The 25,310-nt window shown below is 32.4% G+C and carries 25 protein-coding genes; 18 read left to right on the top strand and 7 right to left on the bottom strand.

What is annotated here, in order from left to right:
- The first annotated feature begins 172 nt into the window (after positions 1 to 172).
- The 5 genes from OEA66_RS12380 to OEA66_RS12360 all read left to right on the top strand — a co-directional run bounded on the left by OEA66_RS12380 (position 173) and on the right by OEA66_RS12360 (position 5,481).
- Positions 173 to 1,549, top strand: coding sequence for a DUF1800 domain-containing protein (locus OEA66_RS12380; RefSeq protein WP_267281666.1), 1,377 nt, complete (start codon positions 173 to 175; stop codon positions 1,547 to 1,549).
- A 71-nt stretch (positions 1,550 to 1,620) separates the two neighbouring features.
- Positions 1,621 to 2,811: a DUF1501 domain-containing protein gene (locus tag OEA66_RS12375; protein ID WP_267281665.1), complete on the top strand. Its 1,191-nt coding sequence runs from the start codon at positions 1,621 to 1,623 to the stop codon at positions 2,809 to 2,811.
- Between the two features lie 124 nt (positions 2,812 to 2,935).
- Complete coding sequence (locus OEA66_RS12370) at positions 2,936 to 3,616, top strand: hypothetical protein (protein WP_267281664.1); 681 nt, start codon at positions 2,936 to 2,938, stop codon at positions 3,614 to 3,616.
- Between the two features lie 78 nt (positions 3,617 to 3,694).
- On the top strand, positions 3,695 to 4,720 hold the full coding sequence (locus OEA66_RS12365; RefSeq protein ID WP_267281663.1) for a sensor histidine kinase: 1,026 nt from the start codon (positions 3,695 to 3,697) through the stop codon (positions 4,718 to 4,720).
- Positions 4,717 to 5,481 carry a LytR/AlgR family response regulator transcription factor gene (locus OEA66_RS12360; RefSeq protein ID WP_267281662.1) on the top strand — a complete coding sequence of 255 codons (765 nt, stop codon included), beginning with the start codon at positions 4,717 to 4,719 and terminating at the stop codon, positions 5,479 to 5,481. The genes OEA66_RS12365 and OEA66_RS12360 overlap by 4 nt, the downstream gene beginning before the upstream one ends.
- A 29-nt stretch (positions 5,482 to 5,510) precedes the next feature.
- Here the strand turns inward: OEA66_RS12360 and OEA66_RS12355 are convergent, their stop codons facing one another.
- The 4 genes from OEA66_RS12355 to OEA66_RS12340 form a co-directional block, all read right to left on the bottom strand.
- The gene (locus OEA66_RS12355) at positions 5,511 to 5,651 is read right to left on the bottom strand and encodes a hypothetical protein (RefSeq protein ID WP_267281661.1); all 141 of its coding nucleotides are present in this window, start codon (positions 5,649 to 5,651) and stop codon (positions 5,511 to 5,513) included.
- A gap of 59 nt (positions 5,652 to 5,710) precedes the next feature.
- Complete coding sequence (locus OEA66_RS12350; RefSeq protein ID WP_267281660.1) at positions 5,711 to 6,733, bottom strand: helix-turn-helix transcriptional regulator; 1,023 nt, start codon at positions 6,731 to 6,733, stop codon at positions 5,711 to 5,713.
- Positions 6,734 to 6,875: 142 nt separating this feature from the next.
- Positions 6,876 to 7,208 carry a hypothetical protein gene (locus OEA66_RS12345; protein ID WP_267281659.1) on the bottom strand — a complete coding sequence of 111 codons (333 nt, stop codon included), beginning with the start codon at positions 7,206 to 7,208 and terminating at the stop codon, positions 6,876 to 6,878.
- A gap of 45 nt (positions 7,209 to 7,253) precedes the next feature.
- Positions 7,254 to 7,586: a HopJ type III effector protein gene (locus tag OEA66_RS12340; RefSeq protein WP_267281658.1), complete on the bottom strand. Its 333-nt coding sequence runs from the start codon at positions 7,584 to 7,586 to the stop codon at positions 7,254 to 7,256.
- 679 nt (positions 7,587 to 8,265) lie between these two features.
- Between OEA66_RS12340 and OEA66_RS20530 the strand changes: the two genes are divergently transcribed.
- On the top strand, positions 8,266 to 9,066 hold the full coding sequence (locus tag OEA66_RS20530; protein WP_375379300.1) for an RtcB family protein: 801 nt from the start codon (positions 8,266 to 8,268) through the stop codon (positions 9,064 to 9,066).
- A gap of 145 nt (positions 9,067 to 9,211) precedes the next feature.
- On the top strand, positions 9,212 to 9,961 hold the full coding sequence (locus OEA66_RS12330) for a nucleotidyltransferase domain-containing protein (protein WP_267281656.1): 750 nt from the start codon (positions 9,212 to 9,214) through the stop codon (positions 9,959 to 9,961).
- 19 nt (positions 9,962 to 9,980) lie between these two features.
- Here OEA66_RS12330 and OEA66_RS12325 read toward each other — a convergent pair whose 3' ends face one another.
- A complete protein-coding gene (locus OEA66_RS12325) occupies positions 9,981 to 10,172 on the bottom strand; it encodes a hypothetical protein (RefSeq protein WP_267281655.1) in 192 nt (63 codons plus the stop codon).
- A gap of 405 nt (positions 10,173 to 10,577) precedes the next feature.
- Here OEA66_RS12325 and OEA66_RS12320 point away from each other — a divergent pair, with 405 nt between their 5' ends.
- From OEA66_RS12320 to OEA66_RS12305, 4 genes are read left to right on the top strand one after another with little or no spacing between them, the layout of a single operon-like run.
- Positions 10,578 to 11,321: an ATP-grasp domain-containing protein gene (locus OEA66_RS12320; protein ID WP_267281654.1), complete on the top strand. Its 744-nt coding sequence runs from the start codon at positions 10,578 to 10,580 to the stop codon at positions 11,319 to 11,321.
- Positions 11,314 to 11,802, top strand: a complete 489-nt coding sequence (locus tag OEA66_RS12315; protein ID WP_267281653.1) for a hypothetical protein — start codon at positions 11,314 to 11,316, stop codon at positions 11,800 to 11,802. The genes OEA66_RS12320 and OEA66_RS12315 overlap by 8 nt, the downstream gene beginning before the upstream one ends.
- Positions 11,799 to 11,990 carry a hypothetical protein gene (locus OEA66_RS12310; RefSeq protein WP_267281652.1) on the top strand — a complete coding sequence of 64 codons (192 nt, stop codon included), beginning with the start codon at positions 11,799 to 11,801 and terminating at the stop codon, positions 11,988 to 11,990. The genes OEA66_RS12315 and OEA66_RS12310 overlap by 4 nt, the downstream gene beginning before the upstream one ends.
- Before the next feature lies 1 nt (position 11,991).
- Positions 11,992 to 13,086 (top strand): nucleotidyltransferase domain-containing protein, encoded by a 1,095-nt coding sequence (locus OEA66_RS12305; protein ID WP_267281651.1) that lies wholly within the window; start codon positions 11,992 to 11,994, stop codon positions 13,084 to 13,086.
- Positions 13,087 to 13,160: 74 nt separating this feature from the next.
- On the opposite strand, the gene OEA66_RS12300 is transcribed toward OEA66_RS12305, so the two are convergent.
- Complete coding sequence (locus tag OEA66_RS12300) at positions 13,161 to 13,595, bottom strand: cold-shock protein (RefSeq protein WP_267267406.1); 435 nt, start codon at positions 13,593 to 13,595, stop codon at positions 13,161 to 13,163.
- Between the two features lie 448 nt (positions 13,596 to 14,043).
- Between OEA66_RS12300 and OEA66_RS12295 the strand changes: the two genes are divergently transcribed.
- From OEA66_RS12295 to OEA66_RS12265, 7 genes are all read left to right on the top strand, one after another.
- On the top strand, positions 14,044 to 14,484 hold the full coding sequence (locus OEA66_RS12295) for a MarR family winged helix-turn-helix transcriptional regulator (protein ID WP_267281650.1): 441 nt from the start codon (positions 14,044 to 14,046) through the stop codon (positions 14,482 to 14,484).
- 6 nt (positions 14,485 to 14,490) lie between these two features.
- Positions 14,491 to 14,985, top strand: coding sequence for a carboxypeptidase-like regulatory domain-containing protein (locus OEA66_RS12290; protein WP_267281649.1), 495 nt, complete (start codon positions 14,491 to 14,493; stop codon positions 14,983 to 14,985).
- Positions 14,901 to 16,913, top strand: coding sequence for a TonB-dependent receptor domain-containing protein (locus OEA66_RS12285; RefSeq protein ID WP_311136919.1), 2,013 nt, complete (start codon positions 14,901 to 14,903; stop codon positions 16,911 to 16,913). Before OEA66_RS12290 ends, OEA66_RS12285 begins: the two co-directional genes overlap by 85 nt.
- Before the next feature lie 169 nt (positions 16,914 to 17,082).
- Positions 17,083 to 19,296 carry an ATP-dependent nuclease gene (locus tag OEA66_RS12280; RefSeq protein WP_267281648.1) on the top strand — a complete coding sequence of 738 codons (2,214 nt, stop codon included), beginning with the start codon at positions 17,083 to 17,085 and terminating at the stop codon, positions 19,294 to 19,296.
- Positions 19,278 to 21,410 carry a UvrD-helicase domain-containing protein gene (locus OEA66_RS12275; RefSeq protein WP_267281647.1) on the top strand — a complete coding sequence of 711 codons (2,133 nt, stop codon included), beginning with the start codon at positions 19,278 to 19,280 and terminating at the stop codon, positions 21,408 to 21,410. The genes OEA66_RS12280 and OEA66_RS12275 overlap by 19 nt, the downstream gene beginning before the upstream one ends.
- Before the next feature lie 177 nt (positions 21,411 to 21,587).
- Positions 21,588 to 22,322 carry a hypothetical protein gene (locus OEA66_RS12270; RefSeq protein ID WP_267281646.1) on the top strand — a complete coding sequence of 245 codons (735 nt, stop codon included), beginning with the start codon at positions 21,588 to 21,590 and terminating at the stop codon, positions 22,320 to 22,322.
- Between the two features lie 87 nt (positions 22,323 to 22,409).
- Positions 22,410 to 22,685, top strand: coding sequence for a hypothetical protein (locus tag OEA66_RS12265; protein ID WP_267281645.1), 276 nt, complete (start codon positions 22,410 to 22,412; stop codon positions 22,683 to 22,685).
- Between the two features lie 11 nt (positions 22,686 to 22,696).
- Here OEA66_RS12265 and OEA66_RS12260 read toward each other — a convergent pair whose 3' ends face one another.
- A complete protein-coding gene (locus tag OEA66_RS12260; RefSeq protein WP_267281644.1) occupies positions 22,697 to 24,994 on the bottom strand; it encodes a polyribonucleotide nucleotidyltransferase in 2,298 nt (765 codons plus the stop codon).
- Between the last annotated feature and the right edge of the window lie 316 nt (positions 24,995 to 25,310).

Here is a 25,310-nt window from a genome sequence, read left to right as displayed (position 1 = left end):
TCTTAAAAAAATGCTGTAGACACAATTAATAAAATGATTTTCAATAATTTAAATTCAGTAAAATTTAAATATCCGTTTAAATATTTTATCTTTGATATAATAATTATGTGTTAAATCCTGTTTATACACTTTAACCAATTTTCTTTATCTACATCTAAAAATAAAGTCTGCTATGGTTACATCACCACTTTCACAAAATAAACATTTGCTTACCAGAGCCGGTTTTGGGATAAATTTTTCTCAAATTGAAAATCTTAAAAATGATAAAAACAAAGCTTTAATAAAAAGCTTATTTAAAGAATATCCGTTTAGAGAAGTCAATTATGACACTCCTGATATCGTTCAAATTGAATATACTGACCCAAAAGCGACTGCAGATCAAAAAAGAGAAACTCAAAAGATTATCCAAAAGCAAAACGTAGAACTGAATCTTAATTTTCTCGATCAGATAACGAAAAGCGAAGATCAGCTAAGAGAAAAAATGGCTTTTTTCTGGCACGGACATTTTGCAACGCGCGTCAACAATCCAAAATTCAATCAGCAATTATTAAATGTTATTCGGAAAAATGCTTTAGGAAACTTTAAAGAACTTTTATTTGAAGTCAGTAAATCTCCGGCAATGCTCAATTTCCTGAACAATCAACAGAATAAAAAAGACCATCCCAATGAAAACTTCGCCCGCGAAGTGATGGAACTTTTCACCATGGGAAGAGGAAATTACACCGAAACTGACATTAAAGAACTTGCAAGAGCTTTTACAGGATGGGGCTACAACAAAGAAGGAGAATTCATCGACCGCCCAAAACAACATGATACCGGAACAAAAACTTTCCTTGGAAAAACAGGAAACTTCACTGGTGATGATGTTTTAAATATTATTCTCGAACAAAAAACAACGGCAAAATTTATCACCACAAAGATTTATAAATTTTTCGTGAATGAAATTCCTGATCAAAGCCATATTAATAAATTGAGCGAAGAATTTTATGCCTCCAATTATGATATTAAAAAATTGATGGAAAGCATTTTTTCAAGTTCATGGTTTTATGATAAAAAAAATGTCGGCAATAAAATAAAATCACCCACAGAATTAATTGCGGGAATGATAAGAATTCTTCCCATGCAAATCGGAAACCCTGAAAATATCACAGTTTATCAGAAATTACTGGGACAAATGCTGTTATTTCCACCCAATGTAGCAGGTTGGCCAAGTGGAAAATCATGGATAGACAGTTCTACTTTGATGTTGAGACTACAGATTCCGCAAATTTGGTCAGGTTTGCGACCAATGGAGTATTCTGCAAAAGAAGATGACGATATGGATATGGGAATGAAATCAAGAGAAGCATTAATAAAATCTTTTAAAAATCCTAATATCACGATTGACTGGCTTGCTGTAGAAAAAACTTTTAAAAATAAAAATCCTGAAGATTATCTTATTCAAAACACAGAATTAATCGATATGAAAACCGTTAATCAGTTTTCCGACCAAAGTTTGAAAATGAATATTATTAATCTAATGTCTACTCCGGAATATCAGTTGATGTAAAAAGTTAGAAGTTAGAAGTTAGAAGTTAGAAGTTAGGGAAATTTAGTTTTATTAATCAAAGAAAAAAAATCATGATTATAAAAAGAAGAGAATTTTTAAAGATAAGTTCATTGGCAACCGCTTCGTTATTGATGCCTGGTTTTCTAAAATCGATGACTTTGGATAATGCATTGAACCCGAATCAAAAGATTTTAATTGTTCTGCAGTTTACAGGTGGAAACGATGGTTTGAACACGATTATTCCAACAAAAAATGACATTTATTTTAAAGAAAGAAATAAAATTGCCATTCAGAATTCTTTAGTTTTAAATGATGAAACGGGAATCAACCCTGCACTCTCCTATTTTAAAGAACTTTTTGATGATGGCGAACTTTCCGTTTTAAATAATGTTGGTTATCCAAATCCCGATAAATCCCACTTCAGAAGCATGGATATTTGGCATTCCGCAAGCAAAAGTGATGAATATTTAGAAACGGGTTGGCTTGGAAGATTTTTAGATGAAGAATGTTACAATTGCGACCATCCTACTCAGGCTTTGGAAGTTGATGATATGCTGAGTTTGGCTTTAAAGGGAGAAAACAACAAAGCTTTCGCCTTCAAAGATCCAAAAAAATTATATCAGACCAGTCAGGAAAAATATTTCAAATCTTTATACGACCACGATCATCATCATGATGACGAAACAGTTTCTTATTTATACCAAACTTTAGGCTCGACCATCAACAACGCCGATTATATTTTTGAAAAAAGTAAAGCTAAAAAAACAACTCAGGAATACCCGAATTCAAAATTAGGAAAAGACTTTAAAACCGTCGCTTCATTAATCAAATCTGACATTAATACGCAGGTTTATTATCTTTCAATCGGAAGTTTTGATACCCACGTTAATCAAAATGAAAGACAGGAAAAACTTTTCGGAGAAATCAATGAAGCCGTAAAATCTTTCGTTGCCGATATGAAAAGCAACGGACTTTTTAATGATATTTTACTGATGACTTTCTCAGAATTCGGACGAAGAGTTGCCCAAAACGCAAGCAACGGAACCGATCACGGGACAGCAAACCAGATGTTTTTCGTCAGCGGAGGTTTAAAGAAGAAAGGTATTTTGAACGCGCTTCCAGATCTGCAGAAACTCAACGATGGAGATTTGATTTACACCGAAGATTTCAGAAAAGTATATGCAACAATCCTCAAAAATTGGCTCAATGCAGACTTTTCGAAAGTTTTAGGCTGGAAAAATGGAGTTTATGATTTTATTTAATCAAACTAAAAATTCATTCATCCCATAATATTATTAGTTTAGACCTTTATATCCTTAGTTCAAAAAAGAGTTCTTGATTCCAATTTGTACTCATGATACTTTTGCGTCATAAAATTAAACAATTATGACAGAAAAACGTATCAACAGAAAGCTTATATTTTTAAGAGCTTTTGCCTTTTTTATGGCCATTGCAATTTTCTTTTTAGTCAATTCAGCTTTTAAAAGTAATGGGAATCAAAAGTTTTCAGAAATCGATGTGGAAAGAATTAATATCGTAGAAAAAGATGGCACCGTTAAAATGATAATTACCAATGTAGACCGCTTTCCAAACGGTAAAAACAAAATTAATAACCTTTACACCAACGAAAAGCGTAAAAAACGTTCCGGAATGTTATTTTTCAATGAAGAAGGCTTGGAATGTGGCGGTTTTATCTATGACGGTAAAAAAAATGCGGATGGCCATTCTTCGGGGCTTTCATTTACCCATGATCAATACGATGGCGACCAAATCATGCAATTGTTATCTGAAGATTATCAAAAAGGCAATGAAAGGTTTGTGGGAAGCAGTCTCACATTCAACGATCGGTCTAAAAATGAATCTCAGAGAACTAAAAATTTTGAACAGGGAACTCCAAGAATTATGCTCGGAAAATCTCGTGGACAAAGAGATGGTTTGTTTCTTTTTGATGCAAAAGGATTACCTAAAGCGATGTTTTATGTAGATAAAGAAAACAAAGCAAAGCTCGATTTTTATGATGATAAAGGAAATATTACCGCTTCATTTCCCGAAAATCCAGCAAAGTAAAACTTAAAAAATATATTCAATTCTAAACTTTATAAATAGTTCTGTATTTTTATAGAACTATTTTGTTGTAACAAAATCATGAAGAAAATTTTAAACGAAATACAGCAGAACAAATACTTTTTACTCTTTATTTTTCTTTTTTCTTATGTTCAAACTATAGAAATCCGTTTTCAGACAGAAAGAGAGATCAACTGGTATACTTTCACACCGGAAGCTCCGGTATTATATTTTGTTAATGCGGGTATTCTCTTTCTGATCATGCGTTTCCTGATGATCTATTGGCAAAAATCGGACAATTTCAATTTTAAAGAAATTTATAAAATCTTTGGAACTTCCCTTCTTTTATATTTGGTGATACTTAATATTTTCAAACTTATTATAGCTTTTATTTTTGATACTTTTGAAAGGAACTTTAATTCGCAAACATTTCTTAATAATGTCATATCAGACTTTCTGAATGCTTTTATTTACGGAAGTTTTTTTCTCGCTTTTTATTACTACCGAAAAAATCAGAAAAACCAGCAGCAAATTGCAAATTTTAATGAAATGCTTTCCGAAACCAAGATCAATCAGCTTAAAAATCAACTCAATCCTCATTTTCTATTTAATAACCTAAATATTCTCGATCAGCTTATTGAAGAAGATAAAGCCAGGGCATCAGATTTCCTCAATGAGTTTGCAGATATTTACCGTTATGTTTTGCAGGTTTCAGATAAAAAATTGGTAGAAATTGACGAAGAACTGGCTTTCGTTAAAAAATATTTCAAACTGATTCAGCACAAATACGGAAAATCTTATCAACTAAACATAGAAAGCCATCGATCTCAAGGTTTTATTGTTCCGCTAAGTCTTCAGTTATTATTAGAAAACGCCATTCAGCATAATTTTGGAACAGAAACAAAACCCGTTTTTATTACCATTAGAATTGATGAAAATCTTACCGTTTCAAATAACAGTATTCAAAAGAGAAATGCAAAATCTCCATCAGGAAAAGCATTAAAAAACCTCAACGAACAGTATTTTTTACTAACTGAAAGTCAGATAAAAATTCAAAATACCAACCATCAATTTTCCGTAACCCTACCTATAATTCCAGAAGCATGATAAAAATAGTCATTATTGAAGATGAAATTCCGGCAAGAAAAAAAATCATCAGATTTATTAACGAGTTAAAAGAAAATATCGAAATCACAGCAGAAATCGATAATGTGGAAGAAGCTGTAGAATTTCTCAAAATAGAAAAATCTATTGATCTTATTATTTCGGATATTGAATTATTAGACGGAAATGCTTTTGAAATTTATGATCAGGTGAAAATTTCCTGTCCGATTATTTTTACGACCGCTTATGACCAATTTTGGATGAATGCTTTTGAAACAAATGGAATCGAATATCTTCTAAAACCTTTTACATTAGAGCGTTTTCAAAAAGCCTGGAATAAATTTTCAGTACTTAATAAATCTCATGCTTCTAATGAAATTTTATTGAAAATCAGCCAGATTCAAAAAGAAATTCAGCCTAAAAGTTTCAAAGAGCGGTTCAGCGTGATTAGCAATAAAGGAATTTATTTTTTAGAAACTGAAAAGATCACATTTTTTAAAGCTGAAGAAGGCGTTATTTTTGCGTTTGATGATTCCGGTAAAAAACATTTACTCAATCAAACTGTTCTTAAAGAAATAGAATCTCAGCTCAATCCTAACGAATTTTTTAAAATTAATCGTAGCGAGCTGGTCAATAAAAAGAGCATCATAAAACTTGAACGCTATTCGAAAAATGCTTTAGCGTTAGAAATTAAAGGCTGGGAAGATCTACTTATCACAAGCCAAAGTCAGACAGCAGCTTTCAGAGAATGGATTGAAAAATAAAAACCTCCCAATTAGGAAGGTTTATAATTTTAGTGAGGCGAAGGAATTTGTTTATTGGAAGCATTCACATCCTTCACTTCTTCTTTTTTTTCTGTAATTTTTTTGATAACGTATTCAATGACAATAGGGACTACCATTGCAAGTACCGCTTTTAATATTCTTGATTTCATAATAATTTTATTTTCGAAATTAAATTACAACTTTCAAGCCAATTTTTAATGACACAAAATTACAATTCTTCAGTCGTTGTATTTTGAGCCTGATAATTTGAATGAGCAATTCTAATACTTTTAGCGATTCTCTGTTTCAGTTTTCTTGGACCTAAAACTGTTAAAAACTCTCCCATTCCCAGAATCATTCGTTCCAGTTCAAAATTGAGCTGAACACAAATTTTAAAAGTTGTTCCGTTTTCGTCTTCCTTGATAATTTCCTGAGAATGATGAAATGGCTTGGTTTTCACATAAGGTGCATGTTGTGAAGTTACAAAAAAGACGACATTTTGTGGTCTTTGCGTCTCAGAAACCGTTGCTCCTATGACTTCACCAAAGTAACGATCTGCATCAAAATCCTTATCAATATATTCCGTCGTTTCATCGATTTCAATTTCCTCCATCCTGTCTAAAGCGAGATTGTAAATTGCTTTTTTATGCCAACAAATCAAAAACCAACGGTTGTTATATTCCTTCAGCAATTGCGGATGTACCGTAATAATATTTGATTCTCTCGCCTTAAAACTTTTATAACAAATCTTTAAAACCTTTTTGTTTAAAATACTTTCATACAGAATATCAATATGTTCCAGACCTTTCAGCTGCTCATTTTTATCTAAATGAATAATCGATTTCTGGCTGGTCGAATGTATAGAATCTTCCAGTTTCTGAATGACGCCATTCATTTCTTTGAACATTGAAAAATCTTTAAACTGCTTTAAAATCTGTATTGCATTATTCATTGCTTTCAGATCATTTTCATTCACAGAAATCTGATGAATACTGTATTCAGGATCGCTGTACCGGTAATACCTTCTTTCATAAACCTCAATCGGCGCCTCATACCCGAATTTTTCACTTCGCATATTCTGCAGATCAAGCTGAACAGTCCTTTTGCTCACAAAAGACTCTTTGCCTTCAAATTCAAACAAAGCCTCGGAACATTCGTCAATTAAATCTTCCAAAGTGTATTTTTTGTATTTATTCTTCAGACATTTATCTAAAGTTTTGTATCGGATCAAAGCGTTTTTATTGGACGACATAGTTAAAGTTTAAGGTTGAGTTAAAGACTAAAGCGTTTAAATTCCCTCCTCTTGAGGGGTGGCAAAAAATCTTTGATTTTTTGCCGGGGTGGTTACACGAATCATTCCACGAAGTCAAGTTACTACAAATCTCCTAGCATCACTATTCCCACTCTTCTCCCGTAATCGTTTTGAAAAAAACATCTGTAGAATACGTTTCATTTTCATACACAAAGCTTTTTAAAAATGGATGTATTTCAACTGCATAATATTTCGAGCCATCTGGATAAATTCTGAACTTTATCTTCAAAAATTCTCCGTCAACCTCTTCAATATCATCAAGATTAAAAATCTTAATCACAGGAATAATTTCTTCACCGGTAAATGCGTTTTCCAGTCCAAAACCGTTAATCCACAGTGCCATTTTGAATTCATTTAAATCTGTAATGAGTTTAAATTTCCCATTACAAACCTTTTTTTCCTTTCTGTATTGCATGATTGGTTTTTTAGTTTTCTCTGTGAAAAGATTATAAATTTAAATCTACTTTCTCTTCAAAACCTTCCCTTCAAAAGAAATCCCATCCCAGCCAAATTCCATAAAGTTTCTGATATTCTGATGATCTGTTCCTTCAGGATTCTGCAAAACATCGACTCTGTAAAAATCTCCAAAAAGAGCAAGCGTTTCTTCTTTAGATAAATCATTCAGCTTTGCAAAACTGAAAACTTTACACGAACCATTATTTTGATCTGCCTCATTCACAGTATTTCCGTTCGTAAATTTTGTCGGAGTAAAATCATAATGCTCATCAATAAAAGCAATAACATCATTAAACTGTATTTCTTTCTGGGAGTTTTCTAATTGTTCAAATAACATTTCATTAAATTTTCTCAAAAATAATTAAAATAATTTTATCTACGCAAAAAGATTGCATACTTGTGTTATTACTTTGCATTATCAAAATGAAACAAAAATGGAATTTAACGGAAACAACTTAATCGAATTGGGATACAGACCATCAAAATGGTTTAAAGATGCCATCGAATATATCAACGAAAATAATTTAGATGAAAATCAAATTACAGCATATTTGGAACAGTTCAAACAGCCGGAATTGATTCCGCTTCATGAAACAGCAAAAGATTTTGTCATCAACATCAAAGCTGAACACGAAAGTGAAAACTATAATGTGGAAAAAGTAATCAACACCATGAAAGTTTTGATGAAAACTCCGACTTTGGTTGCAGGTGCGATCATGCCCGATGCCTGTCCGACAGGTCCTGAAGGTCAGATTCCTGTTGGTGGAGTTGTTGTGGCAAAAAATGCGATTCACCCGGGATTTCATAGTGCAGATATCTGTTGTTCAGTGATGTTGACAGATTTTGGAAAAGCTGACCCTAAAGAAGTTTTGGATGCAGCCCATTCAATTACCCATTTTGGATATGGAGGAAGACCGAGAGGTGAGCAAAAGGAAATGTCTCAGGAGTTGATGGATGCTTTCAGAGAAAACTGGTTTCTAAATGAAGAAAAACTGATCAGCATTGCCCGTTCGCATATGGGAACTCAGGGAGATGGAAACCATTTCTTATTCGTCGGGATTTCTAAAAATACAGGAAATACCATGTTGGTGACTCACCACGGATCAAGAGCTCCGGGAGCTGCTTTGTACGATAAAGGAATGAAGGTTGCCAATAAGTTCAGAATGGAAATTTCCCCGGAAACACTGAGAGAAAACGCCTGGATTCCCTACGAAACGGAAGAAGGAAAATCATATTGGGAAGCGTTGCAATTGATAAGAACATGGACGAAAGAAAACCATACTTCAATCCACGATGCCGTTTTAAATAAAATGAAAATCGAAAAAAAGGATAGATATTGGAATGAACATAATTTTGTTTTCAAGGATGGAGATTTGTTTTATCATGCAAAAGGTGCGACTCCGTTGGACGATAAATTCATGCCTGATATTACGGGTCCAAGATTGATTCCGTTGAATATGTCAGAACCGGTTTTAATCGTTCAAGGGGAAACAAACGAGAGGAATTTGGGTTTTGCGCCACACGGAGCAGGAAGAAATTTCAGCAGAACGCAGCATAAAAAATCGTTGGCTCATAAAACTATTGAAGAAATTTTTGAAGAAGAAACTAAAGGATTAGATATCCGTTTCTTCTCCAACGAAATTGATATTTCTGAACTTCCGACAGCTTATAAAAGTGCCAAAAATGTAAGAGCGCAGATTGAGGAATACGGACTTTGCGAAGTTTTGGATGAAGTGATGCCTTATGGATGTATTATGGCAGGTGATGTGCAGAAAAATGCGCCTTGGAAGAGGAAGAAGAAATTTAGAAAAGCATAGTTTGTGTTGATAAACCTCCTATTCTAAAAATCTTCAAACAGTTTGTTATTAAGGAGGAATCTCTGCAAAGTTTCTTTTATAATTGTTTAGATTCCTCCGGAATTACAAACTAGGGAAATTTTTTAATCATTAAAAAACAAAAAAAATGACACCAAAAATATTAGAAAAATTAAAAGAAATGGAGGCAGAAAGAAATATAGAAATACTTCTTGCCGTAGAATCGGGAAGCCGAGCTTGGGGTTTTGCGTCTCCTGACAGCGATTATGACATACGTTTCATCTATCAACACGAAAAAGACTGGTATCTGTCGCCGTGGGATAAGGATGAAACGATAGAATTTATGACTGAAGATGATCTGGATGGTTCTGGGTGGGATCTGAGAAAGACTTTTCATTTATTGTTAAAGTCGAATGCAGCTTTATTGAGCTGGTTCTACTCTCCTATCGTTTATGTAAAAAACGAAAAGTTTTATGAACTTTTTAAACCTTTGGCAGATTCCTGTTTTTCTCCAATAGCGGTTTCTTACCATTATCTGAGCATGAGCAAAAAATATCTCGAAGCCTGCAGAGCCGATGAAGTAAAACTGAAAAGTTATTTCTACTGCCTTCGAACAGCCTTGACAGGAAAATGGATATTAGAAAAAGGAACGGTACCGCCAGTTTTGTTCAGTGAATTGCTGGTTTTGGTCGATGATTTTACGAGAACCAAAATAGAAAATCTTGTTGCTTTAAAAGCCACAAAAGGAGAATCTTATTATCATCCAAATGATTGGGAACTTTTTGGATTTTTGGAGGAAATAGTGAAGGATAATGAGGAAAGGTCTAAAGGTTTATCATCAGGAAAAAATGACAAAAATGAGATGGAGAGGGTTTTTAGGGAGATATTAAATTATTGAATATAAAAATTTGGAAATATTATTCTTTATTATTTTTTTTCCATTCCTTTTTATATTCTGTAAAAATTTCAATCAATTTATCATCTGTAACTTTTAATTTGAAATATGACAAATTTATAGATTCAGCATTTGATTTGGTAGATAAAATCAGTTTAGATGTAAATACTGTACCATTTTCTGAAGATTCGTAAGAGCCGTGAGATATAGACATTTTCATTGATTTTTCCCACGAATGAAACTTTCCTTTAAATTTAATTCCTTTGTCGTCAAAAACAATAGGTATATAAAGAGTATTGATTAAAGGAATAAAAAATAAAGTTTGTATAAAAAATCCTAAAAATGGAATTATTATTAAATCTTTATCATTTTTGACAAAACATATATAAGCAAAAATGAAATAAATTATATAAAATATTGAGTGAAAAACTGTATAAATAATTATAGAATCTTTCTCCATGCGGATAACTGTTTTCCCCATTTGTGTTTTGAATTAATTAATGTCAACCTTAAATCAACAAATAACCATAAGTATCTTATTACCAAATATAAAAAAATATTCTGACAATTGAATTTTATTTAATTTTAGTAATAAGCGTAATGATTTATAAAAAATAAAATGAAAAATATAATCGCCCTGTCTCCCATGTACACGGAAGACAGCAACAATCTGAAAAAAGCATCAATCAATTCACCTTACGAATTGAATCGTTTCAATGCAAAATGGAGCATTCCCGAAGAATTTCGTTCAAATGTGATTGCAGTGTATGGAGAAGATATTTATGCAGAAATCGTTGCTGAACAGTGCAATCTGACATTAACAAAACCCGATGATAACTGGCTTTCAAAAATTTCAGAAGAATTCACGAAACGTAAGATTTCTTATGGACGATTAAAAGAATTCGTTGATGAAGAAAATATTTTCATTAAATGTTCTGATTTTAAAAATTTTAAAGCCGGAGTTTTTGATCAAGTTACCAATATCAAAGGTTTTGATTCCTTAGATTTGGAAAGCACAGTTTTTACCTCAGAAGTTGTGGAGTGGGAACTTGAAGTAAGGTGTTTTGTTTTAAATAATGAAATCAAAACTTATTCTTCTTATTGGCGAAATGATGAATTTGATACGAATCAGCTTTCTAAAACTGAGCAAAAAGATCTATTTGAGTTTTTCAACAAGTTTATGAAACAATATTCTGAAACGCTGCCAAAAGCGATAGTTCTTGATTTTGGAATTATCAAAGGAAAAGGCTGGGCTTTGATTGAGGCGAATCCGGCTTGGTGTTCCGGTTTGTATGATTGTGATGCAGAGAAAGCTTTGGAGGTTATTGTGGAAAGTTGTGTGAAAATTGAGAAAAATGAATAAAGCACCACAATGCATAATATATCTTAATGATGAATTGAGGCTAAAACAAGAATATATTTTTGCCTACTCTTTTAGTGATGGCTTTACAGAACATCTCTTCGGATTCGATTTAATTATTAAAGATTTTAGAGAAGCATCTTTGTATTATTCCGGTTTTCAATTAGAAGAAAAACAGGAAGTTTTAAAGGAAGTCCCAAAATCGATTTGGGACTTTTTAGAGTATGTGGATAAAAACGAACTGCCTTTCTCCGAATATTCTTTTGATACAGGACTTTACATAAGTAATATTTCTGCACAACAAATTTTCTTAAATTGGAACGGAAAATCATATTTTATTTCTGTGGAAGGAACATCAAAAATACACTTCACTGAAAAAGAAACTGAAGAATGGAAACTACAATTCAAAAAAATATTGGTTTTTCTTGAAAATTTAGCTTCGAAGAAACGGAAAACATTAGTAAACAAAAAGACTCATCAATGAGAATCATTAAACCTAAAATACTTGGAACTTTGAAAATTCAAATGATGATGGCAGGAAATTATGCTGTTATAAATGGTATTAAAAATCCACCCAATAAATTAATAATTCCATGTGATAGATATGAACATGGATTAGAAATAATTGAACGACTAAAAAACGCTAAAGTTGGCGAAGTAATTTATACATAGAATGGATATTTCATATTTAAAATCCCGTAACCTCATCCTCTTCGAAGCCATCTCCGGAAGCCGTTCTTTCGGGCTTGCTACAGAAAACTCAGATACAGATATAAAAGGCGTATATCACTTACCGAAAGAAGACTTTTTTGGTTTAAATTATATTCCGCAGATTTCTAATGAGACAAACGATATAACATATTACGAAATCGCAAGATTAGTTGAATTATTACAGAAAAACAATCCGAATATTTTAGAGATTCTGGCAAGTCCGGAAGATTGTATTCAGCACAAAAATTCGTTGATGGATTTACTGAAACCTGAAGATTTCCTTTCTAAATTATGCAAAGATACCTTTGCAGGTTATGCCATTTCACAGATCAAAAAAGCAAAAGGACTAAATAAAAAGATTTTAAATCCTATTGAAAAGGAAAGAAAATCGATTCTTGATTTCTGTTATATTTTAGAAAATAACGGTTCGGTTCCATTGAAAAAATGGCTTCAAGAATTCCCCTCCTCTGGAGGAGTGTCCGCAGGACGGGGTGGTCTCTTACAGGAAAAATGCGGATTGGTGAACATTGATAATACAAAAGGTATGTTTGCTGTTTTCTACAACGAATCGGGAGATTTAGGCTACAAAGGAATTATCCAGAACGAAGAAGCCAATCAGGTATCGCTGTCATCAATTCCAAAAGGAGAAAAATCGGTGGCTTTTATGTTTTGCAATCTCGACGCCTACTCCACCTACTGCAAAGATTACCGTGAATATTGGAAGTGGGTTTCCGAGCGAAATGATGATCGTTACAACGTCAATCAAAACCATGGACAAAACTACGACAGCAAAAACATGATGCACACAATTCGTCTATTGCAGTCTTGTGAACAGATTTTTAAAACAAATTCTTTAAATATTCTGGTAGAAAACCGTGATGAATTATTAGACATCAAAGCCGGAAACTGGTCTTATGAAGCAGTAATGGGAAAAGCAGAAACTTTGATAAAATCAATTGAGCATTATCATTCCATTTCTAAACTTCAAGAAACTCCAAATTTAGAGAAGACTACTAAAATCTTAGTAGAAATAAGAAATTCTTTATACAATATTTAAACAGATAAAGGCTCCAAATTGGAGCCTTTATTATGATATAATTTATTCGGTTTTTGATTCCGAAAATTGAATAATTATTTTACCATTCTGATTTCTACGGCAACAAAACCTTTTGGAGATTTCTCTTTTTCAAAAGATACTTTGTTTCCTTTTTTAATCGGCTCCATACAGTTGTTACTGTGGAAGAATACATTTTCTTTAGAACCGTCTTCTGTAATAAAACCGTAACCTTTTTCACTGAAAAATGTTACAATTCCTGTCTTAATTAATTCTTCAGCTTCAATAGGAGCTGCACCCAATTGAATGTTGTTGATGTCAAAATCCTCAACATTGCTGTTATCCGGTGGTGTAGAAGTCAACTGACCGTTTGCATCAACATACATGATCATGTCATCAAGACCTTTACCTTTGTTGTTGACCGTTTTACGCTCTTCTCTTTTCTGAGCTTTTTCTTTTGCTTTCTGAACTTTTTTCTTGAAATTTTCTTTTTTTGAGAAAGAATCCGCCATATATATTTAAAAATTTATTTGTTACGAGCTGATATTTGAATGAAGTTTTACTTTAAAACATTTCATTTCATCAAATACTATTTCTGAAATTGATGTAGAAAGGTATCCTATTGTTTTTCAGTAATAATATAAAGATTGCCGGTACAAATATTTTTAAGGAATAAACTGGGGCATCTGAAATGTGAAAACTGAGGGAAAATAAATGTTTTTAACCCTGCCTGAAGCAAAAGTCGAAAACCTTTCTATTAATTGCTATGCAAATATACGAAAATATTATTGGTATTTAAGCTAAATATAACTTTTTCATATTCAATAATTTATAAAGGTAATTTTTTTATTAAAATTTAGTACTGAAAAAAACTTCGTATCGATTGTAACAAAGTAAAAAATTCAACTACAAATTAATTGATGTATCAATAATTGATTAATCATCATTAAACTTTTAATTATGGAAAAATTAGATTCAATCATTTTTTACAATATAGATAAAGCGATAAGAGCATATAGAAATTACGCTCAGAGACAGCTAAAAATCAACGGTTTTACCATTACAATCGATCAATGGTTGATCATTAAAGCAATTCTCGAAAACCCTGAAATCACTCAAAATGAAATCGGAAATTTAGTTTTCAAAGATAATGCCTCTGTGACAAGAATTATCGAGTTATTGGTAAAATCTGAATATGTGATTAGAACAGTTCACAGCACAGACCGGAGGAAAACCAATCTTGAAGTAACAGCTTTAGGCATAAAAATCATTAAAGACGTTCAAAAAATTGTAGAACAAAACAGAGCAATCGCATTAGATGGAATTTCTAAAGAAGAACTGCAAATCATGAACAACGCATTATTAAAAATTTCAGAAAACACAATCAACTCTAAAAAATAAAACACGATGGCACGACTAATCCTATTCATTTTTGTTTTGCTGATGTCTATTTTCAGCAGCAAAATCTCTGCACAAACAGCTTCCCAAATCTACTCTCTTTCGGGAAGCATCGATTCTGATAAAATCAATCAGGTGGAAATCAATTTGTTTAATGCTGAAAACAAATTAGTAAAAACCGAGATTGCCGATCAAAACGGAAAATTTACGTTTAATGATCTTGCAAACGGGAATTACATGGTAAAAATCAACAAAAACGGTTCTGAGGTCTACAAATCTGAAACTGTTTCTGTATCGGAAAATACAAACCTTCCTATAATTCATTTAAACGAAAAAACGATTGAAGGCGTTACAATCACAAAAGCAAAACCATATATCGAGCGACAGGAAGGAAAAATGATTCTGAATGTAGAAACAGCATTGCTGCAACCGGAAATTCAGCATTTGAGGTTCTGGAAAAAGCTCCCGGAGTCAATATTGATGGCAGTGACAATATCAGTTTAAGAGGAAAAGGAAATCTATTAGTTCAAATCGATGGTAAAAACACACCGATGACCGGAACTGATCTCGCCAATTATCTCCGGGGAATTCCCTCTTCGAGTGTAGAGAAGGTAGAATTTATTACCAATCCTTCCTCAAAATACGATGCAGCAGGAACTTCAATTATCAATATTAAACTAAAAAAAGATCAGCGAAAAGGCACGAACGGAAGTCTTTCTACTTCATTGGGAACGGGAAAATATATTAAAAACAATAATAATTTCAGCATCAATCACCGCAACAAAAAGGTAAACATCTTTGCCAATTATGGTTTTGCTTATAGAGAATTTTACAATCATCTGGTTTTAGACAGAAACTTTTACGACAACAACGGAAATTTCGAGAAAGCATATCTACAGGACAATTATTTAAAATTTAATTTTAGAAATCACATCGCTAAAGCCGGAATGGATTATTACATCAACGACAATAACATTATTGGATTTTCGGCAGGTTTCGTAAGCAACAGATTTGATCCGAGAGGTGACAATTCGAGTTTGGTTTTAGGCAGCAATCAACTTCCTGAAAGCACTTTTACTACACAAAACCGCTCAAAAGATCATTGGAAAAATGCTTCTTTTAATCTAAATTACAAATACAAAATCGATTCTTTAGGTTCAGAATTAACGACCGATTTAGATTATATCAATTACTCAAACACTTCACTGCAGAATTTTGACACAAAAAATTACGCCATCAATGGAGCACTAAGCAGTTTTGATATTCTAAAAGGCGACATCAATGGTGATTTAAATATTTACTCCTTAAAATCCGATTTATCGAAACATTTAAAAAACAACTGGAAAATAGAATCCGGAATTAAAACCAGCTTCGTAAAAGCAGACAATGATATGCAGTTTTTCGATGCCACTTCGGGAATTCCTATCGTTGATCAAAACAAAACCAATCACTTTATCTACGAAGAAAACATCAATGCATTGTACGGAAATGTTTCTAAAAAATGGGATAAATTCAGCACCACATTTGGCTTAAGAGCCGAAAATACCAATGTGACAGGAACTCAGATTACCACCAATCAGGTAAACAAAAAGAATTACACCCAATTGTTTCCGAGTGCCGTATTTTCTTACGATCTGAATGATCAAAATAACATTGAACTTAATTTCAGCCGAAGAATTACAAGACCAAGTTACAATCAGTTGAATCCATTTAAGTTTTTCCTCGATCCTACAACATACAGAGCCGGAAATCCAGATCTGAATCCGCAAACAACAATGAATTATGAATTCACCTACAGCTTAAAAAACAAATATTTCGCAACATTAAGCTACAGCAAAACCTCAGATAACATTACCGACGTTTTGAAACCAACCGTAGAAAACGGAAATATTGTAGTGGTTCAAACCAATGATAATTTAAGTTCGGCATCTTATTTAGGATTATATCTTATTGCTCCTGTGAAAGTCGCAAAATGGTGGGATATGAACAACAGCGCCAATTTCTACTATGGTTCTTACACCGGAAATATTTCCGATACCTATATTAAAAACCAGGGAAATTTCACCTTCAATGTCAACAGCATTAATTCTTTTAAACTTGGAAATGGCTTCACCGCCGAACTTACCGGAAATTACAGAGCTCGTGAAGTTTATGCTTATATGAATTTAAAACCAAACTGGTATCTGAATATTGGTGCTCAGAAGAAATTTAAAAACAACAGTACCTTGAAATTTGCCATCAATGATATTTTCTTCACCAGCAACCCCGAAGCTAAAAACGTCTACTCCAATTACATCGAAAATTTCGTAGTGCGAAGAGAAACGCGTGTTGCAACGCTTTCTTACACCTATAATTTTGGTTCATCTAAAAATGCACAGCCCAGAAAAACTGGTGGTGCGGATGATTTGAAGCAGAGGATTGGGAATGGATAAGTTATTGTGAAGATTAATAACTGTCATTGCGAGGAACGAAGTGACGAAGCAATCTCATCTCAGAATAAATAAAAAGGTTACGGTTTTCCGTAATCTTTTTTTATTACTTAATAATATATTTACTCATTCAATAATGATATATTCATTATATTTATAAAAAATAACAACCATGAAAATAGAGTCTATTTATATAAACAATTTTAGGCTACTCAAAGATTTCAAAATAGATTTGGAAGAATCTCTATCCTTGGTTTTAGGGAAAAATAATACCGGAAAAACTTCACTTTTAACTTGTTTAGACAAATTCATCAACAATTCAGATAAGAAAAAAATTGTTTCTGAAGATTTCAATCTTGACTACAAAAAAGAAATTGAAAAACTAATTTTTGAAACTATTGAACTTAATGAAGAAGATTTTAATAAAGATATTCACGGTATAAAATTGAGACTTGTAATTTCTTATGAAGAAGGAGAAAACACAAGTAATATTTCAGATTTGATGATGGATTTAGATCCTAATCATAATAAAATTATTCTAGGTTACGAGTATTATTTAAATTATGATCAATATAAAGAGTTTCGAAAAGAGTATAAATCGTTTGTGCTTGCTGAGAGGAAAAAAGTAAAAGAATGTGAAGAGAAAGAAAAGCATAAACCTGAAGAAGAAAGAAAAAAATATATTCCAAAGAACTTTGATTATTTTTTTAAACTGAATGTAGAAAAATTCTTTAAATATAGATGGAAAAGTATTAATTATGATTATGAACATTCAGTAATTGATGAAAGTAATTTTAATGATTTAGAACAATCTAAAACAAAAAGTAATTTAAGTGATATTATTAATTTCAAATATATCAGCGCGAAAAGAAGCGTTACAAATAAAGAAAATGAAAAAACTCTATCTACACAAACATCTGAAATATATGAAAGAAGTGAAAAAAACGATGAAGACGAAAAGAAAATTGACGAATTTAAGTCAGTAATCGAAGATACTGATGAAATTTTAGGAAATGTATATGAAGCCTTATTCAGTGATATTACCGAAAAAGTAAGTTTATTTGGAGGAGTAAGAAAAGATGAGTCTATAATAAAAGTAATTTCCACTCTGCAACGAAAAGAATTATTAAAAGGAAATACAACTGTTATATATAAACACAGTAATGATTCTGAATTCCCCGAACATTATAATGGTTTAGGTTATATGAATCTTATAAGTATGATTTTTGAGATTGAAATTTTAGTAAGTGAATTTAAAAGAGGAAAGGATGAAACTCCAGCTGACATTAACTTACTTTTTATTGAGGAACCGGAAGCCCATACTCACCCGCAAATGCAATATGTATTTATTAAAAATATTACCGAACTTTTAAAAGATGGAATAATACTTAAAAATAGTAGTGGAAGCATCACAAAAAAAATACCTTTTCAATATATTATTAGTACACATTCATCCCATATAGTTGCTAATTGCCAAGATTTTAATTCCATAAAATATTTAAAAAAAGAATCAGTAAATGACATTAAAGCAAAAAACATTAAAGATTTAGAAAAAGAATATACTAGCGCAGGAGAAGAAAAAAATTACCGCTTTTTAAAACAATATTTAACCCTTAATAGAGCTGAATTATTTTTTGCTGATAAGGCTATTTTTATTGAGGGCGATACGGAAAGAATTCTATTACCTGCAATGATGAAAAAATTAGACTTAGAAGTTGAATTAGATGCAAATGAACTTCCGTTATTATCGCAAAATATATCTGTTATAGAGGTTGGTAATTATGCAAATATTTTTGAAAAACTAATAAGCTTTGTTGGATTAAAATCTTTAATAATTACAGATTTAGATTCTGTAAAAAAAGATTTTATACGAAATAGCGATGGGAGTATTAAAAAAACAAAAAAAGACAAAGAAAGAAAGTCTGATTTTAGTTGTAGAGTCTCTGAAGCAGAAAAAACAAGCAATCCTACTTTGCTTTTCTTTTATCCATCAGATTCAATTTCTTTTCAAAATATTTTGCAAAAAAGTTTTGAAGAAAAGAGATTTTCCAAAAATTCAATATGGCAAGAACAAGTTGACGGATATTTACAAATTATTATGCAGACAGAAGAAGAAGGATATTGTGCAAGAAGTTTTGAAGATAATTTTTTTCATTTATCACAAAACAAAACTTTCATAAAAGATAACAGAAGTAAATTTAGTGGTCTTAAAAATCTTAAATTTTTTTACGACAATTCAAAAGATGCATATTTTTTAGCAGAAAAATGTGTCGATAGTAAAGGGTCTTTTGCAATTGATATATTGAGATGTACAAACGAAACATATTCTAACTGGCAAATTCCAGCTTACATTAAAGAAGGATTATTATGGTTAAGGAAAGACTAGACATACAAGATCAGCCAGAAGTATTATCAATTTTTGATCATATTGATAATGGGCACAATTTTCTATTAAGTGGTGGCGCAGGAAGTGGTAAAACATATTCTTTAGTTTCTGTAATTAGGCAAGTCATTAAAGAAAATCCTACAATTAAAATCGCTTGTATGACTTATACAAATTCAGCAGTAAAAGAAATTGAAGATCGTGTAAACCATAAAAATCTAAAAGTATCTACAATTCACGATTTTCTCTGGGATAATATTAAAAACTTTCAGTCCGAATTAAAGTCAACTTTAATACAATTAGCAAAGGACGATACTGTTAATAATATTGTTATAGATAATCCTGAGGAAACTTTATCTGAAAATATTGAAATTCAATATAAAGAATATGTAAGATTGAGAGAAGGGATTATCTCTCACGATGAAGTATTAACTATTTCGGAGTATCTGTTTGTAAAGTACCCTAAATTATGTGATATCTTAAAGGACAAGTTCAGATTCATATTCATTGATGAATATCAGGATACGAATGAACAAGTAATTAGAATATTTTTAAATCATTTACGAATATCTAAAAAGGAATCTATCATAGGTTTATTTGGAGATGCAATGCAATCTATCTATGATGATGGAATTGGTACTATAAATTCTTATTTAGAAGAAGGTATTGTAAAAGAGGTTGTTAAAAGTCAAAACAGAAGAAATCCAAAAAAGATTTATGAACTAGCTAATAAACTTAGAACTGATGGCATTACGCAAGAGCATTCTTCTGATTTGAGTGCTCCTAACATTTTACCTGATGGAAATGTAAAAAATGGTAATATTTTATTTTTACACTCTGTAGATAAGGATATTGAAAAAATAAAAAAATATTTAGAAAGTCTTAGTCAAGGGTGGAACTTCGATAATTCTAAAACAACTAAAGAGTTAAATCTGACTCATAATTTAATTTCTGCACAAGCTGGATTTTCAACTTTGATGGAGATTTATGACGAAGATCCAGTAATTAATCTTAAAAGAGACTTAGTTGAGAAAATCAAAAGTGATAATTTAAATATTGAGGACGAGAAAACATTTAATGAAGTAGTTGATGAATTAGGTTTACAGTCTCGATCATATTTATTAGATGAAATAAACTTAGATGTGTCAGCCAAAGAAGAATTTGAAGGAATAAAAAATTTACCTAAAGAAAATTTTTCAGATTTAGAATTTGAAAGCGAATTATTGATTGAACTAAAAGAAAAAAGTTTAAAACAAAAGAAAATTCCAAAAAAAAATCTAAATAAATATAATACAATAGACGAATTTGTCAGCGAATTAAATTTTACAACTAATGTCTTAAAGAAAAACAAGATACTCTCAAATGAAACTCATAGATTACTTTATGAAAAAGTAAAAGATAAATCCTTCAATGAAATAAGAAAAATTTATATTGATAAAGAAAATCTTATTGATGACAAAAGAGAAGTAGATGAGCAGAATGCTAAAAAAGGTTCAAAAAGAGACAATTTTATCAAACACTTATTTAAAATTCAAAATGTATTAAGATTTTATTCCGATAAAAATTTTCCTGAGTTTTTTAGAATTATGAAGAAAAATGGGATTTCTATTAATACTATTGAGGATAAAAGGAAACTTAAGAATAATATTGAACAATTGTTAACAAACCAAGATACAACAATAGGTCAAGTTATTGATAAAGCAGACGAACTACGAATTGTAAAGAAGGATGATAAATTAGATGAGTTTATATCCTCTTCAGAATATATATATGCTCAAGTAAAAGAAGTATCATATCAAGAGTTCATTAAATTATATAATTATTTAGAAGGTTTAACTCCATTTTCAACACAGCACAAAACTAAAGGAACTGAATTTGACAATGTATTGGTAATTTTAGACAGTGGGAATTGGACAAAATATAATTTCAATTATTTATTTACTAATAGAATAGATAAAGCGAGTGTTTTAGAAAGAACTCAAAAATTATTTTATGTTTGTTGTACTCGCTCAAAAGAAAACTTAGCAGTATTTTTTCAAGATCCGTCATTTCAAGTTCTTGAAACTGCAAAAAATTGGTTTGATATAGTTATTAATCTTGATGAATTCACAGATTAATACTAAATCGAAATGTTTCTTAAATTTAGAAAATAGAATAAAACCCTAACTTCCCGTTAGGGTTTTCCCTTTTCCAAACTTAACATAATATCCTCACAATCAAAATATTTCATTCAAAAATCATTTCAAATCAAAATAAATTTTATATTTGAAAAATAATTTAAAACACAAATACTTATGTCATCTACATCCGAAGTAGGACATGCCAAAAATGTGGCAAACCTACAAAAACTTACCCAGCAAGTTTCCGTTTATAGCCTTTACAATCCGCCGGTTCCAAATCTTACGGCTGCTAATCTTCAGGCATTGTACGCCACAGCTAATACAAAATTAGCCGAGGTCGAAGACAAACGAAACGCCAACAAAAACGCCATCGCTTTGCGTCAGACCGCTTTCGAAAACCTGAAAACAACCTGCACCCGCATCATCAACCGTTTAGAAATTTTGGGATTACTGGAGGGAACTTTAGATCAGGCAAAATCCTTAAACCGTTCTATCCAGGGCGGTACTAAGAAAAAAACAATTTCCGCAAAGACTGACAACGAAGAACAACCCACCAATAACCCCATTTCTACTTCCCGACAGTCATTCACCCAACAAACAGAAAATTTCGGAATTCTTCTGCAGCTGTTGGCAACCATTCCCAATTACAGTCCGGATGAAGCCGAACTACAATTAACCAATCTCAATACCTACCGCATTTCTTTAGTCAGCGCTACTCAAACCGTCGACCAAACCGAAGCCGAACTCAACGTAAAGCTGATTGAGAGAAACCAAATTTTATACACAGAAGAAACCGGTCTCTATTCCATAGCCCAAAACGTAAAAAAATATGTTAAAAGCCTTTATGGAGCTACCTCTCCGGAATATGCTACTGTCTCAGCTATAAAATTTACCATCATTCCTGATTAATACATTACAATAAAAACGATGATCAGGCCGATCAACCATTTTACAGCAATCAAGATTTAATTTTAAACATCCCAACCGAATATTCAGTTGGGATGTTTTTATATTCTGCCATCCACACACAATATTTTTGCTCCTGTAAACCATATTGTTAATCCTGCAAATAATATTCTTATCCCTTTAAATAATATTCTTGTCCCTACACATCATATTCTTGCTCCTGCGAATGATATTCTATCGCCTGCAAACAATATTGTTGCTCCTGTAATTTCTATTCTTGCTCCTGCAACTAATAATCTACAACCTAACAAAAACAAGACTTCACAAAAAAACCACCGGAAATTCGGTGGTTTTATATCTATATGATTTTAAAAATCTTAAGCTTCGTTCAAAGGCTTATGTTCTCCAGGCTGATCTTGTCCTTCAGGATTTACATTTCCTTCAGGTCTTGCCGGTCTGTCTGGTCTTCCTTGGCCTTCCGGTCTTGCAGGTCTATCCGGTCTGTTTTGTCCTTCTGGTCTTCCCTGTCCTTCTTCTCTTGGTTTTTGCTCAGGTCTTGGAGGTCTTGGCAATAAAACTTTTCTTGAAAGCTTCATTTTCTTACGGTCATCGTAACCCATAAACTTCACTTCTACCTGATCACCTTCGTTGTAAGGAACTTTATCAAGTCTCGCCCACTCGATTTCAGAGATATGAAGTAAACCTTCAGTACCTTTTGCAATCGCTACGAAAGCTCCGAAATCCATTACTTTCACTACTCTGCCCTGGTAAACTTCACCAATAACAGGTACAAAAGTAATTTCGTTGATTCTTGCAATCGCTTCGTTGATTTTCTCTCTGCTAACACCAGAAATTTCAATTCTACCGATTTCGCCAACTTCTTCAATTGCGATAACAGTATCAGTATCTTTCTGCATCTGCTGAATGATTTTTCCACCAGGTCCGATTACAGCACCGATGAAATCTTTAGAGATTTCCATCATCACCATTTTCGGAGCGTGAGGTTTCACGTCTTCTCTTGGAGCAGAAATAGTTTCATTTAATTTATCAAGGATATGAAGTCTTCCGTTTCTAGCTTGTAGAAGCGCTTTCTCCATAATATCCATAGACAATCCTTGGATCTTAATATCCATCTGACAAGCAGTGATACCGTCTGCAGTTCCTGTTACTTTGAAGTCCATATCACCTAAGTGATCTTCGTCTCCTAAGATATCAGAAAGTACTGTGAATTTTCCTGTTTTAACGTCAGTTACCAATCCCATTGCAATACCAGAAACCGGTTTTGTAATTTGAATACCTGCATCCATCAAAGCCAATGTTCCTGCACAAACTGTCGCCATTGAAGACGAACCGTTTGATTCTAAAATATCAGAAACGATACGGATGGTGTAAGGATTTTCTTCAGGAATCATATTTGCCAAAGCTCTTTGAGCTAAGTTTCCGTGACCAACTTCTCTTCTTGAAGTTCCTCTTAAAGGACGAGCTTCACCCGTTGAGAACGGTGGGAAGTTATAATGAAGGAAGAATCTTTCGTCATAATTAATCATTACGCTGTCTACCATGTTTGCATCTTTCACAGAACCTAAAGTTACAGCTGTCAAAGACTGAGTTTCACCTCTTGTAAAGATTGCAGAACCGTGAGCTCCAGGTAAATAATCGATTTCGCTCCAAATTGGACGAATTGTTTCAGGATCACGACCATCAAGACGGATTTTGTCATTGATAATCATCTGACGCATCGCCTCTTTCTCTACATCGTGGTAATATACTTTTGCAAAAGGAGTTACTCTCTCCAATTCTTCAGGATGCTCTACATATTGAGCTAAAAATTCAGCCAAAACAGCTTTGAATTTCTCACCTCTTTCTTCTTTTCCTGAAGGAGTTTTCGCTACTTCATATACTTTATCGTAAGTTTCTTTCCACACTTTTTCACGAATTGCTTCGTCGTGATTTTCGTGGCTATATTCTCTTTTTGGTAAAGATTTACCTACTTTTTCAGCTAATCTTTCCTGAGCTTCAACTTGTTTTTTGATTTCAACGTGAGCAAATTGAATCGCTTCAAGCATTTCTGCTTCAGAAATTTCTTTCATTTCACCTTCTACCATTACGATAGAATCTTTCGTTGCTCCAACCATAATGTCTAGGTCAGCAATTTTAAGATCTTCTAATTTCGGGTTGATAGAAAGTTCACCGTTGATTCTTACTACTCTTACCTCAGACATCGGTCCGTTGAAAGGAATATCAGTAATTGCAATTGCTGCAGATGCTGCAAGACCTGCCAAATCATCTGGAATAGATTGTCCATCGTAAGAAATCAATGAAATCATTACCTGAACTTCTGCGTGGAAATCTTCCGGGAACAAAGGTCTCAAAACTCTATCTACCAAACGCATTGTCAGAATTTCCTGATCTGAAGGTCTAGCTTCTCTTCTGAAGAAGTTTCCAGGGATTTTACCACCTGCATAGAATTTTTCTCTGTAATCTACTGTCAATGGTAAGAAATCTACACCATCTCTAGCTTCTTTACTGGCTACAACAGTTGCTAAAAGCATTGTTCCGCCCATTTTTACTACTACAGATCCGTCGGCTTGTTTTGCTAATTTCCCTGTTTCTAATGTGATTTCTCTGCCGTCTGCAAGAGTAATCATCTCTGTAATTGCTTGAGGTATACTCATAAATTGTTTTGTGTCGCACTCCGTATTGAGTGCTTTAATTAATTATATATCGTCTAAATGTGATGCAAATTTAGTGTTTTTGTTTTAAATAGTATGATGAAAGTATTTCAGCGTTAAATTCATCATTCCATTTGAGTTAACTATCTGTTGTGCATTTTAAATTTTGTCTTTCGAAAATAAGTGAAACGGCTTTGTTTAACTTTATTTCAGTATTTTTTTTAATTCCTTGTTTATCCTTACGTTTTTTTAATCGCTAAGAAAGGCAAGGTTTTTCAGATAGATTTCTTTTTTAAATATAAACAATGGCATTTCATTC

It is taken from the genome of Chryseobacterium luquanense, assembly GCF_026460945.1.
Taxonomy (GTDB): domain Bacteria; phylum Bacteroidota; class Bacteroidia; order Flavobacteriales; family Weeksellaceae; genus Chryseobacterium; species Chryseobacterium luquanense.
This window is presented reverse-complemented; position numbering and strand designations above follow the sequence as displayed.